This window comes from Bacillus sp. FJAT-47783 (genome assembly GCF_022808615.1).
Taxonomy (GTDB): Bacteria; Bacillota; Bacilli; order Bacillales; family Aeribacillaceae; genus Bacillus_BZ.
In genome coordinates this window covers 79,437-95,107 of sequence record NZ_JAKZKS010000012.1, presented here as the reverse complement: position 1 = coordinate 95,107, position 15,671 = coordinate 79,437, and the positions used below count along the sequence as shown (strand labels likewise).

The window sequence follows — 15,671 nt, the reverse complement described above, 5'->3', positions numbered from 1 at the left end:
GCCCAACGATTAGCAACCTACTGATGATGATAAGGAACACGTTGGTAAGCCGTATGCCTTAATAGGGCACGTACGGTTTGATGAGGGGGTAGCCTTGAAAGAGGTTACCCTACTCTATATACACCAAAATTTATATTATTTAGATAAAGTTTTCTCGGATGAATGGAGTCTTCGCTGTCCAGCAAAAACCGCCTTTTCGTCGAAAGAACATTTTGTCTGAGGCTACTGATCAAGCCGCCCTGCGCTTTTGTTAGGATTTAACGAGTATAAGTTCCCACTGATAATGGAAACACATGAATGCTCACCGCATATAAATATAACAATAACTCCAATCTTCAATAAATCATGTAATTTATCATTTTTAGTACATATTTAAAAAAGTCCGCATAGAATGAACTAGAAGGACTTATGAGTTTATTCATCATGGCAACCGATTCGTGAGTGACACACATACAAAATTCATAAACTGAAGATTGTTTTGAGGAGGGAATGCTTACTATGTCTGAATTCAGAGAAATTATTACAAAAGCCGTTATCGCCAAAGGGAGAAAATTTACGCAATCGACACATACGGTTTCACCTGGAAGAAAACCGGCAAGCATCTTAGGTGGATGGATTATTAACCATAAATATGATGCGCGCAAAAAAGGAAAAGCGGTTGAAATCGCTGGAAGCTACGATATTAACGTGTGGTATTCCTTTAATGACAATACAAAAACAGAAGTCGTAACAGAAACCGCTAAGTACAACGATATCTTAAAATTAAGATATAAAGATGACAACTATTTAGATGATGATCATGAAGTTGTTGCCCGTGTATTACAACAGCCAAATTGTTTAGAAGTGACCATTTCGCCAAGTGGTGAAAATATTGTCGTTCAAGTAGAACGTGAATTTTTAGCAGAGGTTATTGGTGAAACAAAAGTAGCGGTGTCGGTGAATCCTGAAGGCTTATCAACAGAAGATGACGACTGGGACGATTGGGAAGAAGAATTAGAAGAAGAGATTGAAGATTTAGATCCAGAAATGATTTTGGATGAACCGGAAGAGTAAAAAATGCTAGGAAGTTAATCTTCCTAGTTTTTTCTTTTTCTTACATATATGTCTTCCTCCTGCATTTTAACCGTTATCTCACTCTTAATGGGCGGAAGACCCTCTCAAGGATTTGTTGAAATATAAAAAAGGTAGGTAGGGCAACGAACAATTAGTGGGAGATGAAAAAACCTCACTGATTGAAGTTTCACTTTATGTTATAATATAGTTTGTTTTCAGTAGAGATGAACTTAGATTGATAAAGTTGGGGGATTTATATGGCAACATATACGCCGATGATACAACAATATTTGAACATCAAGGCAGACTATCAGGATGCCTTTTTATTTTTTCGTTTAGGAGATTTTTACGAAATGTTTTTTGATGATGCGCTAAAGGCATCTCAAGAATTAGAAATAACGTTAACAAGTCGAGACGGGGGCGGAAAAGAACGGATACCGATGTGTGGTGTTCCGTATCATTCTGCTGCTAGTTATATTGAGCAATTAATTGAAAAAGGATACAAAGTGGCGATTTGTGAACAAACCGAAGATCCGAAACAAGCAAAAGGGGTTGTCAAAAGGGAAGTTGTCAGGCTTATTACGCCAGGTACAGTCATGAACGGGAAGGGGATTGACGAGAAAGAAAACAACTTTATTGCAGCGATTGAAGTTTTTGAAGCAGCCATTGGCTTGGCCTTTACAGATTTAACGACAGGTGAATCCAAGGTTACATTATTGCGAAATATTGAAGAAGTCGTTACCGAATTATATTCCCATCAAGTTCGCGAAGTTGTCGTTAATAACGATTTTCCAGAATCGTTTAAAAAGAAAATAGTCGAACGTTGTCTCGTTACGTTTTCAACTGAAACAAACCAGGAGAAAATAAAACCTTTTAATCAGCTTATTTCTCACCTTCATGATGAGCGTTTAAAAGAAGCATTTGTAAAGCTTTATGCTTATTTACATCGGACGCAAAAACAGCGTTTAGATCATTTGCAAAAGGTTGAGTATTACCAACTTCATAACTTCTTGAAAATGGATTTGTATTCAAAGCGTAATCTTGAAATAACCGAAACGATTCGAACAAAAGGGAAAAAAGGTTCCCTATTATGGTTATTAGATGAAACGAAAACGGCCATGGGGGGGCGATTGCTAAAGAAATGGATCGATCACCCATTATTGGATAAAGACGAAATTGAACGACGTCAACAAATGGTAGAAACATTCATCACCTATTATTTCGAACGCGAAGAATTACGTGAGCTATTAAAAGAAGTTTACGATTTAGAACGCTTAGCCGGACGAGTTGCTTTCGGAAGTGCAAATGCTCGTGATTTAATTCAATTGAAAAAATCATTACAAAAAGTACCCGAAATGATCCGGATTATTTCATCTTTTGATAATGACTATTCGAAGCAGATTGGAGAAGAAATGGATACGTGCGCGGATTTGTCCAATTTATTAGAAGAAGCGCTCTTGGAACATCCACCGCTTTCAGTTAAAGAAGGAAACATTATTCGAGACGGGTATAATGAGAAGCTTGATCAATACCGTGATGCGAGTCAAAACGGAAAACGTTGGATTGCAGAATTAGAACAACAGGAACGATTGGAGACAGGAATTAAATCATTAAAGGTCGGCTTTAACAAAGTGTTCGGTTATTATATAGAAGTAACGAAAGCGAATTTACATCTCTTACCAGAGGGGCGTTATGAGCGAAAGCAAACACTTGCCAATGCCGAACGATACGTTACACCTGAATTAAAAGAAAAAGAAGCGCTTATATTAGAAGCGGAAGAAAAAAGTGTGGAGCTCGAATACGAACTCTTTGTCCAAATTCGTGAACAAGTGAAACACTACATTCAAAGCTTGCAATTGTTAGCGAAAAAAATAAGTGAATTGGATGTATTGCAATGCTTTGCTGTAATCAGTGAGGAGAGGCATTATACGAAGCCCATCTTTTCAGAAAACGAATTGTTTATCCAAGACGGGCGTCATCCAGTAGTCGAAAAAGTAATGGAATCACAAGAATACGTCCCGAATGATTGTTACATGAAGGAAGAACGAAATTTATTGTTAATTACAGGTCCAAATATGTCTGGGAAAAGTACGTATATGAGACAAATCGCGTTAACCGCCATTTTAGCACAAATTGGATGCTTTGTTCCGGCAAAGGAAGCGGTACTACCTATTTTCGATCAAATTTTTACACGAATTGGGGCAGCGGACGATTTAGTCTCTGGTCAAAGTACATTTATGGTGGAAATGTTGGAAGCGAAAAATGCCATCGATAATGCGACATCGAAAAGCCTAATATTATTTGATGAAATTGGTAGAGGAACATCCACATATGATGGGATGGCACTTGCCCAAGCGATGATTGAATACATTCATGACTACATCGGGGCGAAAACGTTATTTTCCACTCACTATCATGAATTAACGATACTTGAAAAAGAACTTCGTCATTTACAAAATGTTCACGTTAGCGCGGTCGAGGAAAATGGAAAAGTTGTATTTCTTCATAAAGTAAAAGAAGGTGCAGCGGATAAAAGTTACGGGATCCATGTTGCGCAGCTCGCACAGCTTCCGCATAAAGTTATTGAACGGGCCAAACATTTATTACAACAATTTGAAGAAGGAAGCCATTCACTCGTGAAAGAGCAGCATGAAAAGGAAAAGCAAACGTTTTTGATAAAAGAAGAGCAAACCGCAAACGATCAAGTAAAAATAGAGAAAGAGGCGCAGCTATCGTTTTTTGAAGAGCCGAAAACGGTGAAAAAAGGAAAAGATCGTATGCTAGGAACACGAGAAAAGGAAGTCATTGAACAAATCGGAAAACTTGATTTACTTGATATGACACCACTTGACGCAATGAATGAATTGTACAAAATTCAAAAGAAGCTTAAAAAAGAGGTGTAATTATGGGGAAGATCATCCGTTTAGATGATCAGCTTTCGAATAAAATTGCAGCAGGGGAAGTGGTGGAGCGCCCCGCATCTGTTGTAAAAGAGTTAGTAGAAAATGCGATAGACGCAAACGCGACCGTTATCGAAATCGAAGTAGAAGAGGCAGGGTTAAGCAAAATTCGAATTATCGATAACGGGGACGGAATTGAACGGGATGATTGTTTAAATGCTTTCCATCGACATGCGACGAGCAAAATAAAAGATGAAAATGATCTTTTTCGGATACGAACACTAGGGTTTAGAGGCGAAGCGTTGCCTAGTATCGCTTCTGTTTCACATCTTGAAATGAAAACGAGTACGGGTGATGGACCTGGAACAAGGCTTGTATTAAATGGTGGAATCGTCGAAACAGAAGAGCCGTTTGCTAGCCGGAAAGGAACAGATATTACGGTCACCCATTTATTTTTCAATACACCAGCACGATTAAAATATATGAAAACCGTCCATACCGAACTCGGTAACATTTCGGATGTCGTAAATCGTTTAGCCCTTGCTCATCCAGACATCTCAATGAAATTAAGTCATAACGGAAAACGACTTCTATATACGAACGGTCAAGGAGATGTTCGCCATGTTATAGCAGCGATTTATGGGATGGCGGTGGCAAAAAAGATGGTGCCGCTTCATTTGAGTTCCCTTGATTTTGAAGTGAAAGGATTTATTTCGTATCCGGAAGTGACAAGAGCATCACGAAACTATATTTCAACCATTTTGAACGGTCGATATGTGAAAAACTTTCCGCTTGTTAAAGCTTTGTTGGACGGCTATCACACACTCCTGCCGATTGGCAGGTATCCAATTGCGCTTCTACAAATTACGATGGATCCAATTTTAGTTGATGTGAATGTTCATCCATCCAAACTAGAAGTCCGGATAAGTAAAGAAGCGGAATTATATGAACTATTATCAAATGGAGTTAAAAACGTATTTATAGAAAAACAATTAATTCCAGAAGTGAAAGTAGCGAGCCCGAAGAAAAAAGAAGAAAGTGAACAGCAAAAGCTTGAATTTCACCACGATGTGATGAAGGAACAAAAAGTATTTCCTGCCCAAGAACTAAAGATCGAAAAGAAATCATATATAGAACCGAAAGAGGAAAAGCCCCCATACGAAAAACAAGAGTTAAGACAAGGTGGAGAAAGAGAAGGGATAGCTTCTTCGGTTATTTACGAACAATTGGAAGAAGAAGAGGTCAAAGACGATTCCTTCATTGAATCAGCTACAGAAAGCGAAATGGTTTATGCAAAAGAGGATTCACCGCCGGAAAAAGAAGAGAAAGAAAGTCGGGTACCAACAATGTACCCGATTGGGCAAATGCACGGTACGTATATTTTAGCTCAAAATGAAAAGGGGCTTTACATTATTGATCAACACGCCGCACAGGAACGAATTAAATATGAATATTACCGTGAAAAGGTAGGAGAAGTAGCTGATGAGGTGCAAGAACTATTAGTTCCAATGACCTTCACCTATTCCACGGATGAAGCGTTAATTATTGATGCGCATTTAGAGGAACTTAAAAAGGTCGGTGTCTTCCTAGAAGAATTTGGTCGTAATAGTTACATCGTTCGGAGTCATCCAACTTGGTTTCCAAAAGGAAAAGAGCAAGAAGTAATTGAAGAAATCATTCAACAAGTGCTAGATGATAAAAGAGTAAGCATAAAAAAACTTCGAGAAGAAGCGGCGATTATGATGAGTTGTAAAGGCTCGATAAAAGCGAATCATCATTTGCGTCATGATGAAATATTTGCTTTACTTGAGTCTTTACGGCATTCAAGTGATCCGTTTACATGCCCACACGGCCGGCCAATTATCATACACTATTCAACATATGAAATGGAGAAAATGTTCAAACGCGTCATGTAGGTAAAATCCTGACAAAGCCAATTACTATTGGTTTTGTCAGGATTTTTATTATGTGGGTTGCACGTTTTTCGTAGGCTTACTGATTATTTTCAAAACTTGCGGGATTTTTTCATAGATTTGCGGCCAATTTTCAAGACTTGCGCGAAAATGAACCAAACTTGCGGAGACACTATTTTGTCATGTTCAAGTCGCCGCTTCTGTTTTGTTATAAATAGAATGCTTTTCTTGTAAAAAGCGTATGAAAAATCGGAAATAGGGGATAATGTATTGGTGTTTTCCTGTTAAACATGATAGGATGAATACGTACATTTTTGTAAATCGAAAGAGTGGTTTCATGGTAAATGAAAAGGAAAACGTCATCGTAATGATTGGTCCAACAGCAGTTGGAAAAACAAAGTTAAGTATTGAGCTGGCAAAAAAGATAAATGGCGAAATCATTAGTGGCGATTCCATGCAAATTTATAAAGGAATGGATATTGGAACAGCTAAAATTAAGCGTGATGAAATGGAAGGAATTCCCCACCATTTAATTGATATTAAAGAACCGACCGAATCCTTTTCGGTTGCACAATTTCAAGCGTTGGTTCGTCCTCTTATTACTGAGATTTCAAACCGTGGTAAAGTGCCGATGATTGTTGGTGGTACGGGTCTTTACATCCAATCCGTCATCTACGACTACAAATTTACGGAATCCAATACAAATGAAGCGCTTCGAATAGAGTTAGAAAAGAAAGTAGAGTCGGTTGGAAGACTTTCGCTATATGAACAATTAAAAAAAGTTGATCCCGTTTCTGCTCAAAAAATCCACCCAAACAACGTTCGCCGAGTCATTCGGGCATTAGAAATATATTATGATACAGGGAAGAAAATGAGTGAAATTGAGGAAACGAATCAACATGATCCAATCTACAATGTTGCGTTAATTGGGTTAACGATGGATCGCTCCATATTATATAAACGAATCAATGAACGAGTCGATCTCATGGTTGAAGAAGGACTTGTAGAAGAAGTAAAATGCTTATATGATCAAGGACTTCGCGATTGCCAGTCGATACAAGCTATCGGATACAAAGAATTGTATGATTATTTCAATGGGAATCAAACACTTGATGAAGCGATTGAAGCATTAAAACAAAATTCACGTCGCTATGCGAAACGTCAATTAACATGGTTTCGTAACAAAATGGATGTGAAGTGGTTTGATATGACTCCCCCGATAACGCTTGATGAGAAGTTGAATGAAATTTTTCAATATGTAGCAGGAAAGTTTTACGTTAAAGAGAATTAAATACATATAGAGAATAGAGGAGGACGAAATGATGAAACAACCAATTAATATCCAAGATCAGTTTTTAAACCAATTACGAAAAGATGGTACATTTGTGACTGTATTTTTACTAAATGGATTCCAACTCCGAGGTCAAGTAAAAGCATTCGATAATTTCACGGTTATGCTCGAAACAGAAGGGAAACAGCAGTTAATTTACAAACATGCGATCTCAACATTTGCTCCACAAAAGAATATTCAAATCGAATTTGAATAATATGAAAATAAAGCTGAAAGACAACGTGCTTTCAGCTTTTTATATTTGAGCTTTTTTAAAAAACATCATAGTTGATATATAGATTCCTTTAACATTTTTTTCTGTGTTAACATCGTTTTTAAAAAAGTCCTGTTAAAAAAAGAAGGTTTGTCCTCAGCTTGAACGTGCATAAATATCAATAATGAATATTTCTTGGGAAAGCGCAATATTCAACATTTTCCTTTTGATTGCTACAGAGACCACCAAGACATTGTCTGCCAATGATAAAGTTCAACTAACATTCAGTGGGGGTTTTTTCATCCCCCACTGAATGTTAGTTGAACCAATCGGACCTTTACAGGCAGTTGTCCCCCACCTACCTTCTTTGCTTTACGACAGTATCTTGAGGTGGGGGTCATACTGTCCGTTAAGAGTGGGATATACAATGTCGAATGAGAAGGTGAGGTGAGCTCGGTGGATCAAGCAGTGACTTTTAAAAATAATGGACAAATGAATATTGTATTGAATAATCAAAGCCATGTGAAATCTACTCCGAAAACAGAACAGCCTGCAACATATGAAATCACCATACCGAAAACGAAGGTTAAGCACGATATATTAATTCAAATTGAAAAGGAAATGAGCTCTCTAGTTGGTATGGAAGAAATGAAAAAAATGATTAAAGAAATTTACGCATGGATTTATGTGAATAAAAAACGTGAAGAAAAGGGATTGAAAGCTGGGAAACAAGCACTTCATATGATGTTTAAAGGAAATCCGGGCACTGGAAAAACGACAATCGCTCGGTTAATTGGAAAGCTTTTTTTTCAAATGAATGTATTAACAAAAGGACATTTAATTGAAGCAGAACGTGCAGACTTAGTTGGAGAATATATTGGGCATACAGCGCAAAAAACGAGGGATTTAATTAAAAAAGCATTAGGAGGTATTTTATTCATTGATGAGGCGTACTCATTAGCGAGAGGTGGAGAAAAAGATTTTGGAAAAGAAGCGATCGATACACTTGTTAAGCATATGGAGGATAAACAACATGAATTTGTTTTGATTCTTGCAGGATATCCGAGGGAAATGGAACAATTCCTTTCGTTAAACCCTGGTCTTAAGTCACGATTTCCCATTGTGATGGAATTTCCTGATTATTCCGTAGCAGAACTGATGGAAATTGCATCGTTAATGGTAAATGAAAAAGAATATCAGTTTCATTGTGATGCGAAGCGGAAATTACAAGATCAATTGATGAAAATAAAACAAGAAACGCCCCCCGCAAAGTTTTCAAATGGAAGGTTTGTGCGGAATATTATTGAAAAATCGATCCGTGCACAGGCGATGCGTTTATTACTAAATGATCAATATACGAAAGAAGACTTAGTGACGATTAAAAGTGAAGATTTAACGTTTTAACCTGTCACGTTTGCTCAATCGCTAGTTCATAATGAAAGGATAGATTAGCTTTTATTTTAGCAAATCTATCCTTTCATTTGCTTCGTTGTTTCGTTTGAATGAACAGTTCGATTCGGAAGCTTCCAATTAAATGTATAGCTTAATATGCGTAAGATGACGATGATCGCAAATAGAGCATATAATTCATGGGGTGTATGGGCGATTTTAAAACCGATTGCAAGACCAGCAAGAACGGCCCAAACAGCATAAATTTCTTCGCGTAAAACGAGCGGCTTCCGTTGTGCTAATAAGTCACGAACAATTCCACCGCCTGTTCCGGTTAAAACCGCGGCAACAATGGCTGCGCTAATTGGATGGTTCATTTCAACAGCATAGAGCGCTCCTTGTATCGCAAATGCTGATAAACCGATCGCATCTGTGAAATTCCCCCATATACGCCAATGCCTTAAGGAGTGATTCGGAAACAAAAAGACAATTGTCATTGAGGCTAATGCTATATGGAAAAGCATTCCTTGTTCCCAAAAAGCTGAAACAGGAACCCCGATTAATAAGTTACGAATGGCTCCTCCGCCAAAAGCCGTTACAGTACCTAAAATGTAAACGCCGAAAATATCATATTCTTCTTCCATCGCAATAATAGCACCACTAATAGCGAAGGCGATCGTTCCAATGATGTTAAAAACTTCCCATGTCATTCGTTAGTCCCCTTTTAATTTGATACTATTTTAGCCTTAATGATTTTACCATCATTTTATCGATTTGTAACCGGTTTTCGTTTCTATTTTTCTTTGGAATTAGATGCGATTTGAGCGCTAGATGAAAAGATTGATATTTGTTATGATTAATGTGTTTCACGATTTGAAGGATGAAGGATGGATGAATTTGACTGATATGAACAAAACAGAGATGGAACATGTCATCCTAGTAGGATGCCAACTTCCATTTATAGATGATGACCGATTTCATTACTCGATGGATGAATTAAAGTCGCTTACAAAGACAGCTGGTGGTGAGGTCATTGCAACGCTAACCCAAAAACGTGATAAGAAAGAATCATCTACATATATAGGAAAAGGCAAAACGGAAGAATTAAGAGCATTAGTTGAAGAAATAGACGCTAAAACAATTATTTTTAATGATGAATTAACGCCGAGCCAATTAAGAAATTTAGTAAGGCTTTTAGAAGTAAAAGTCATTGACCGGACACAGCTCATCTTAGATATTTTCGCAAAACGTGCTCGCTCACGAGAAGGAAAGCTTCAAGTTGAGCTTGCTCAACTTGAATATTTATTACCAAGATTAGCTGGACAAGGAATAAACCTTTCTAGACAAGGTGGGGGAATTGGGACAAGAGGACCTGGGGAAACGCAATTAGAAACAGATAGACGTCACATTCATAATCGTATTTACGATATTAAAAAGCAACTTTCGACGATCGTTTCACACCGTGAGCGTTATCGAAAAAGAAGGAAAAGAAATCAAATTTTGCAACTTTCGTTAGTGGGCTATACAAATGCTGGGAAATCAACGCTGTTTAATCGGTTAACGAATGCAGAAACATTTGAAGAAAATTTATTATTCGCTACGTTAGACCCGTTAACAAGGAAAATGAGTATTCCGTCTGGGTTAGAAGTGCTCATAACGGATACCGTTGGCTTTATACAAGATCTTCCGACAACACTTGTTGCTGCATTTCGATCGACATTGGAAGAAGTGAAAGAAGCAGATCTTATCTTACACGTCGTGGACAGTTCAAATCCGGACTATGAATCACATGAAAATACCGTTTATCAGCTTTTAGAAGACCTTGAAGTAAACGACGTTCCTATAGTAACCGTATATAATAAAAAGGATCAGCAATTAGCTGATTTTGTCCCAACATCACAAGGGGAATGTATTCAAGTTAGTGCATTTAATGAAAAGGATCTCGCCCGTCTAAAAGTGGAAATTCAACAGCAATTAGAAAAAGAGATGATCCCTTATTCAGTTACGGTTCCGGTAACAGAAGGAAAATGGATCGTTCAATTAAAAAAAGACTCGATTGTACATGAACTAATGTATGAAGAAGAGTCCAATCACTATCGGATGAAGGGACTCATTTCAATCGATCACCCACTTCAATCTATTGTAAAAAAATTTAACATATAGAAAGGGACAGCAAGATGTATCAAAACTTACGTCACGGACAAAAATTATCAAGCATAGCAAAAAACGTAGAAGAAAAAATTCAACCGATCCATCAACAAATTGACAAGAGGATGGAATCGAATCAGTTTCGAGTGTTGAAAAGCTTTCAAGCAAATAAAGTGAGCGATAGTCACTTTATTCCATCAACAGGATATGGGTATGATGACATTGGAAGAGATACATTAGAAAGAATTTATGCGGATGTGTTTGGTGGAGAAGCAGCACTCGTTAGACCACAAATCATTTCAGGAACACATGCCATATCAATTGCATTATTTGGGGTATTACGCCCTGGTGATGAGTTAATTTATATAACTGGTAAACCGTATGACACGCTCGAAGAAATTGTCGGGATTAGAGGAAATGGTGTTGGTTCTTTAAAAGAGTTTGGCATTGACTATCAAACCGTTCATTTAACAGAAGACGGCGCGATAGACTATGAATCGGTGAAAAAAGCTATTTCTGAAAAAACGAAAATGATCGGGATTCAACGTTCCAAAGGGTATGCGACAAGACCGTCTTTTACAGTTCTGCAAATTCAAGAAATGATTGAATTTATTAAATCGATAAGGCAGGATATCATCGTTTTTGTTGATAATTGCTACGGCGAATTTGTAGAGGAGATGGAGCCTTGTCATGTCGGCGCGGACATAATGGCCGGTTCATTAATAAAAAACCCTGGTGGCGGACTTGTGAAAACTGGAGGATATTTAGTCGGTAAACAGCCATTAATCGAAGCGTGCTCTTACCGGATGACTTCTCCAGGTATTGGAAGTGAAGCAGGAGCATCTTTATACAGCCTTCAAGAAATGTACCACGGATTTTTCTTAAGCCCTCATGTTGTAGGGCAAGCGCTAAAAGGTGCGGTATTTACGTCTGCGATGTTAGAGGAGCTAGGTCTAAAAACAGACCCTCATTGGACATCTACACGTACCGATTTAATTCAATCCGTTCAATTTGAAAGCGCTGAAATGATGATTGCGTTCTGTCAAGCGATCCAATTTGCTTCACCAGTTAACTCACATGTTACACCATACCCAAGTTATATGCCAGGATATGAAGATGATGTCATCATGGCAGCTGGTACGTTCGTTCAAGGAGCAAGCATTGAGCTTACAGCAGACGGCCCGATTCGACCGCCATATGTCGCATATGTTCAAGGTGGATTAACGTATGAACATGTAAAAATCGCTATATGCCATGCAATTGATTCATTAATCGATAAAAACATTTTATCGTTTTAAGAAGGAGGGAGTCCCCTCTTTCTTTTTTATGGAATAGAAAGTATAAAATTTGTCTAACGAAAGCCACCGATCCCCTCGAGGTCGAATAAGCTTCATCCAAAAAAGGCATTGAGCGCTTTTTTATATTTTTATGTCATATTTCCTAACATAAGATTGACAGAATATTTAACATTGCATATAATAAGATTAAGTTAAGAGATTGAGGAGGGAAGAAACAGTGAATGATCAAATTCGACGCTCAATGCCGCTATTTCCAATCGGAATTGTGATGCAGTTAACGGAATTATCCGCAAGGCAAATTCGTTATTATGAAGAGCATGGCCTCGTTTCTCCCGCTAGAACGGAAGGGAATAGACGTTTGTTTTCGTTCAATGATGTTGATAAATTGCTTGAAATTAAGTCATTAATTGAAAAAGGTGTCAACATGGCTGGAGTAAAACAACTTTTTGCTGCTAAAAATGAGCAAAAAAAGGAGCCTGTTGAACATGTTGAAAAGGTTGGGAAATCTGACTTATCGGATGCAGAATTACGCAAACTATTAAAAGAAGAATTATTACAAGCTGGCCGTTTCCAACGTGCAACATTACGACAAGGTGATATGTCAAGGTTTTTTCATTAATTTATGTGTAAATAAATTTAAAATATATTTAAAAATTGGGAGGAGTTTTTCAAAATGGCAAAGTATACTCGGGAAGACATCGTTCGCTTAGTTCAAGAAGAAAATGTAAAATTCATTCGTTTACAATTTACAGACATTTTAGGAACCATTAAAAATGTTGAAATTCCAGTGTCGCAATTAGAGAAGGCACTTGATAATAAAATGATGTTCGACGGTTCTTCTATTGAAGGGTTCGTTCGAATTGAAGAGTCTGACATGTATTTATATCCAGACTTAGATACATTCGTAATTTTCCCTTGGACTGCAGAAAAAGGTAAAGTTGCTCGCTTCATTTGTGATATTTACAATCCGGACGGAACACCGTTTGAAGGAGATCCGCGTAACAACTTAAAGCGTGTGTTAAAAGAAATGGAAGAGTTAGGATTCACAAACTTTAACTTAGGAGCTGAGCCAGAATTTTTCCTTTTCAAGCTTGATGAAAAAGGCGAGCCTACACTTGAGTTAAACGATAACGGAGGATACTTTGACCTTGCGCCAACAGACTTAGGGGAAAACTGTCGTCGCGATATCGTATTAGAGCTTGAGGAAATGGGTTTTGAAATCGAAGCTTCTCACCATGAAGTCGCTCCAGGCCAGCACGAAATTGATTTTAAATATGCTGACGCAATACGTGCATGTGACGACATCCAAACATTTAAGCTCGTTGTTAAAACAATTGCTCGTAAGCATGGTTTACATGCTACATTTATGCCAAAACCGCTATTTGGAGTAAACGGTTCGGGAATGCACTGTAACTTATCTTTATTCCGTAACGGTGAAAATGCATTCTTTGATCCAAATAGCGAAATGCAATTATCTGAAACAGCAAGACAATTTATCGCGGGTACTGTCAAACACGCAGCAAGCTTTACAGCGGTTACGAATCCTACAGTTAACTCGTATAAGCGATTAGTACCTGGCTATGAAGCTCCTTGTTATGTGGCATGGTCTGGACAAAACAGAAGTCCATTAATTCGTATCCCGGCTTCTCGAGGCATGAGTACACGTGTCGAAGTTCGTAGCGTTGACCCAGCAGCAAATCCGTACTTAGCAATGGCAGTGTTGCTTGCTGCAGGTCTTGACGGAATTAAAAACAAATTAACTCCTCCAAAGCCAGTAGATCGTAATATTTACGTCATGAGCAAAGAAGAGCGCCTAGAAAACGGAATCGTTGACTTACCTGCAACACTTAATGAAGCATTAAATCACTTAAAGAAAGACGAAGTGATCATCAACGCATTAGGAGAACACTTATTCGAACACTTCGTTGAAGCGAAAGAAATTGAATGGGATATGTTCCGTACGCAAGTGCATCCATGGGAGCGCGAGCAATATATTACGCAATATTAATCTAAAAAACCGCCTTTCCACTTATTAAGGAAAGGGGGTTTTTTAGATTCTTAGCTTTATTGGATGACCTCTAGATCATTTGACACGATGGGGCAGGTGCTGGAATTTGGATATGAACAACTCCGTTCATTTCGCTTTAATATTATATGGAAATTAAGCTTTCTCAAACAATCGAAAAAGGAGCTGTCCGAAAAAAAGTATGTACGCCCCGAAATGTAAAAAAGTAAACCAAAAGAATGTTGATTTTACAGCATTCTTTTAGTCTTATTTTTGGCGCACTTTATCCTAATATAGTTTTTTAGGCAGTCCATTTTAATGAATCGTCCGATAAACTCCGATGACTTTCCCTAAAATAGAGACGTTATTTAAAATAATAGGTGCCATAGATGAGTTTTCTGGTTGAAGACGAATAAAGTCTTTTTCCTTAAAGAATCGTTTCACGGTAGCTTCTTCCTCTTCTGTCATCGCCACTACGATATCTCCGTTATTCGCTGTTTGCTGTTGTCTAACAATGACATAGTCGCCATCCAGAATCCCCGCCTCTATCATACTATCTCCCATAATTTCTAGCATAAAGACTTGGTCATCACTTGAAACGAAACGATCTGGCAAAGGGAAGTATTCATCGATGTTTTCAATAGCTGTAATTGGAAGTCCTGCTGTAACTTTACCGATAACGGGTACATTGATCACATTGCTTTTCGGGATGTGTGCGGTTATGTCCTCTTCTAAAATTTCGATGGCTCTTGGTTTCGTAGGGTCTCTTCTAATTAATCCTTTCGATTCCAATCTCGCTAAATGACCATGCACGGTCGAACTAGAAGCAAGCCCTACAGCTTCACCAATTTCTCTAACAGATGGTGGATACCCCTTTTTTCGAACCTCATCTTTAATAAAGTTTAAGATTTCTTGTTGTCTTTTCGATAGTTTTGTCATTTTAAAGCACCTCGGGTCATTTCGTTTATGTAAATTATAGCATGATTTTCCTTCATATACAAACATAAGTTCGAAAACTGTGTTGACAGAAACATTTGTTCGCATTATACTAAAATCAAATAACACGAACAAATGTTTCTGTAGGAGGGGAAAAGTGATGGAGAAAACGACTTTTACTTATATGATTAGTTTTTTTGTTGCTATGAGTTTAGTGGTATTAGCACTCATTTATACTGGCGAGAAGGAAGATTTATCAAACTACCACGAAGTTACGATTGAGCATGGGGACAGCATTTGGTCGATAGCCGAACGTTATGAAGAAAAATTAGAAATGGATAAAATAAATTTTGTAAAATGGGTCGAAGAGAAAAATGACTTAAGGAATCTAGTTCTTCAACCCGGAGATACCGTAGTCATTCCGGTTGAGAAAAAAATGTTATATAATGAACACTTACTAGCAAAGGAATAATCAGAATAGGAGT

At 37.8% G+C, this 15,671-nt stretch carries 13 protein-coding genes; 11 read left to right on the top strand and 2 right to left on the bottom strand.

Annotation, left to right across the window (positions count from 1 at the left end; all coding sequences use genetic code 11):
- The first annotated feature begins 498 nt into the window (after positions 1-498).
- From cotE to spoVK, 6 genes are all read left to right on the top strand, one after another.
- On the top strand, positions 499-1,053 hold the full coding sequence (cotE, locus tag MLD65_RS10645; protein ID WP_243291846.1) for an outer spore coat protein CotE: 555 nt from the start codon (positions 499-501) through the stop codon (positions 1,051-1,053).
- A 257-nt stretch (positions 1,054-1,310) separates the two neighbouring features.
- The gene (mutS, locus tag MLD65_RS10640; protein WP_243291845.1) at positions 1,311-3,956 is read left to right on the top strand and encodes a DNA mismatch repair protein MutS; all 2,646 of its coding nucleotides are present in this window, start codon (positions 1,311-1,313) and stop codon (positions 3,954-3,956) included.
- Positions 3,957-3,958: 2 nt separating this feature from the next.
- Positions 3,959-5,869, top strand: a complete 1,911-nt coding sequence (gene mutL / locus MLD65_RS10635) for a DNA mismatch repair endonuclease MutL (protein WP_243291844.1) — start codon at positions 3,959-3,961, stop codon at positions 5,867-5,869.
- A gap of 334 nt (positions 5,870-6,203) precedes the next feature.
- Positions 6,204-7,157, top strand: a complete 954-nt coding sequence (gene miaA, locus MLD65_RS10630; RefSeq protein ID WP_243291843.1) for a tRNA (adenosine(37)-N6)-dimethylallyltransferase MiaA — start codon at positions 6,204-6,206, stop codon at positions 7,155-7,157.
- A gap of 31 nt (positions 7,158-7,188) precedes the next feature.
- The gene (gene hfq, locus MLD65_RS10625) at positions 7,189-7,413 is read left to right on the top strand and encodes an RNA chaperone Hfq (protein ID WP_243291853.1); all 225 of its coding nucleotides are present in this window, start codon (positions 7,189-7,191) and stop codon (positions 7,411-7,413) included.
- Positions 7,414-7,902: 489 nt separating this feature from the next.
- A complete protein-coding gene (gene spoVK, locus MLD65_RS10620) occupies positions 7,903-8,814 on the top strand; it encodes a stage V sporulation protein K (protein ID WP_243291852.1) in 912 nt (303 codons plus the stop codon).
- A 65-nt stretch (positions 8,815-8,879) separates the two neighbouring features.
- Here spoVK and MLD65_RS10615 read toward each other — a convergent pair whose 3' ends face one another.
- Positions 8,880-9,509, bottom strand: coding sequence for a trimeric intracellular cation channel family protein (locus tag MLD65_RS10615; protein WP_243291842.1), 630 nt, complete (start codon positions 9,507-9,509; stop codon positions 8,880-8,882).
- Positions 9,510-9,705: 196 nt separating this feature from the next.
- On the opposite strand from MLD65_RS10615, the gene hflX reads away from it, so the two are divergent.
- The 4 genes from hflX to glnA all read left to right on the top strand — a co-directional run bounded on the left by hflX (position 9,706) and on the right by glnA (position 14,253).
- Positions 9,706-10,962 carry a GTPase HflX gene (hflX, locus tag MLD65_RS10610; protein WP_243291851.1) on the top strand — a complete coding sequence of 419 codons (1,257 nt, stop codon included), beginning with the start codon at positions 9,706-9,708 and terminating at the stop codon, positions 10,960-10,962.
- Positions 10,963-10,976: 14 nt separating this feature from the next.
- Entirely contained in the window at positions 10,977-12,245 is a 1,269-nt protein-coding gene (locus tag MLD65_RS10605) for a methionine gamma-lyase family protein (protein WP_243291841.1), read from the top strand.
- 217 nt (positions 12,246-12,462) lie between these two features.
- Positions 12,463-12,864, top strand: a complete 402-nt coding sequence (locus MLD65_RS10600; RefSeq protein WP_243291840.1) for a MerR family transcriptional regulator — start codon at positions 12,463-12,465, stop codon at positions 12,862-12,864.
- A gap of 54 nt (positions 12,865-12,918) precedes the next feature.
- Positions 12,919-14,253, top strand: coding sequence for a type I glutamate--ammonia ligase (gene glnA / locus MLD65_RS10595; RefSeq protein WP_243291839.1), 1,335 nt, complete (start codon positions 12,919-12,921; stop codon positions 14,251-14,253).
- Between the two features lie 312 nt (positions 14,254-14,565).
- Here the strand turns inward: glnA and lexA are convergent, their stop codons facing one another.
- The gene (lexA, locus tag MLD65_RS10590; protein ID WP_243291838.1) at positions 14,566-15,189 is read right to left on the bottom strand and encodes a transcriptional repressor LexA; all 624 of its coding nucleotides are present in this window, start codon (positions 15,187-15,189) and stop codon (positions 14,566-14,568) included.
- Positions 15,190-15,346: 157 nt separating this feature from the next.
- Here lexA and yneA point away from each other — a divergent pair, with 157 nt between their 5' ends.
- Entirely contained in the window at positions 15,347-15,658 is a 312-nt protein-coding gene (yneA, locus tag MLD65_RS10585; RefSeq protein ID WP_243291837.1) for a cell division suppressor protein YneA, read from the top strand.
- The last annotated feature ends 13 nt before the right edge of the window (positions 15,659-15,671 follow it).

Excerpts from the sequence above, each read along its gene's own strand:
- yneA (WP_243291837.1), top strand. The coding sequence starts at position 15,347 with ATGGAGAAAACGACTTTTACTTATATGATTAGTTTTTTTGTTGCTATG.
- hfq (WP_243291853.1), top strand. The coding sequence starts at position 7,189 with ATGAAACAACCAATTAATATCCAAGATCAGTTTTTAAACCAATTACGA.
- mutS (WP_243291845.1), top strand. The coding sequence starts at position 1,311 with ATGGCAACATATACGCCGATGATACAACAATATTTGAACATCAAGGCA.
- MLD65_RS10605 (WP_243291841.1), top strand. The coding sequence starts at position 10,977 with ATGTATCAAAACTTACGTCACGGACAAAAATTATCAAGCATAGCAAAA.
- mutL (WP_243291844.1), top strand. The coding sequence starts at position 3,959 with ATGGGGAAGATCATCCGTTTAGATGATCAGCTTTCGAATAAAATTGCA.
- glnA (WP_243291839.1), top strand. The coding sequence starts at position 12,919 with ATGGCAAAGTATACTCGGGAAGACATCGTTCGCTTAGTTCAAGAAGAA.
- hflX (WP_243291851.1), top strand. The coding sequence starts at position 9,706 with ATGAACAAAACAGAGATGGAACATGTCATCCTAGTAGGATGCCAACTT.
- MLD65_RS10615 (WP_243291842.1), bottom strand. The coding sequence starts at position 9,509 with ATGACATGGGAAGTTTTTAACATCATTGGAACGATCGCCTTCGCTATT.
- cotE (WP_243291846.1), top strand. The coding sequence starts at position 499 with ATGTCTGAATTCAGAGAAATTATTACAAAAGCCGTTATCGCCAAAGGG.
- miaA (WP_243291843.1), top strand. The coding sequence starts at position 6,204 with ATGGTAAATGAAAAGGAAAACGTCATCGTAATGATTGGTCCAACAGCA.
- spoVK (WP_243291852.1), top strand. The coding sequence starts at position 7,903 with ATGAATATTGTATTGAATAATCAAAGCCATGTGAAATCTACTCCGAAA.
- lexA (WP_243291838.1), bottom strand. The coding sequence starts at position 15,189 with ATGACAAAACTATCGAAAAGACAACAAGAAATCTTAAACTTTATTAAA.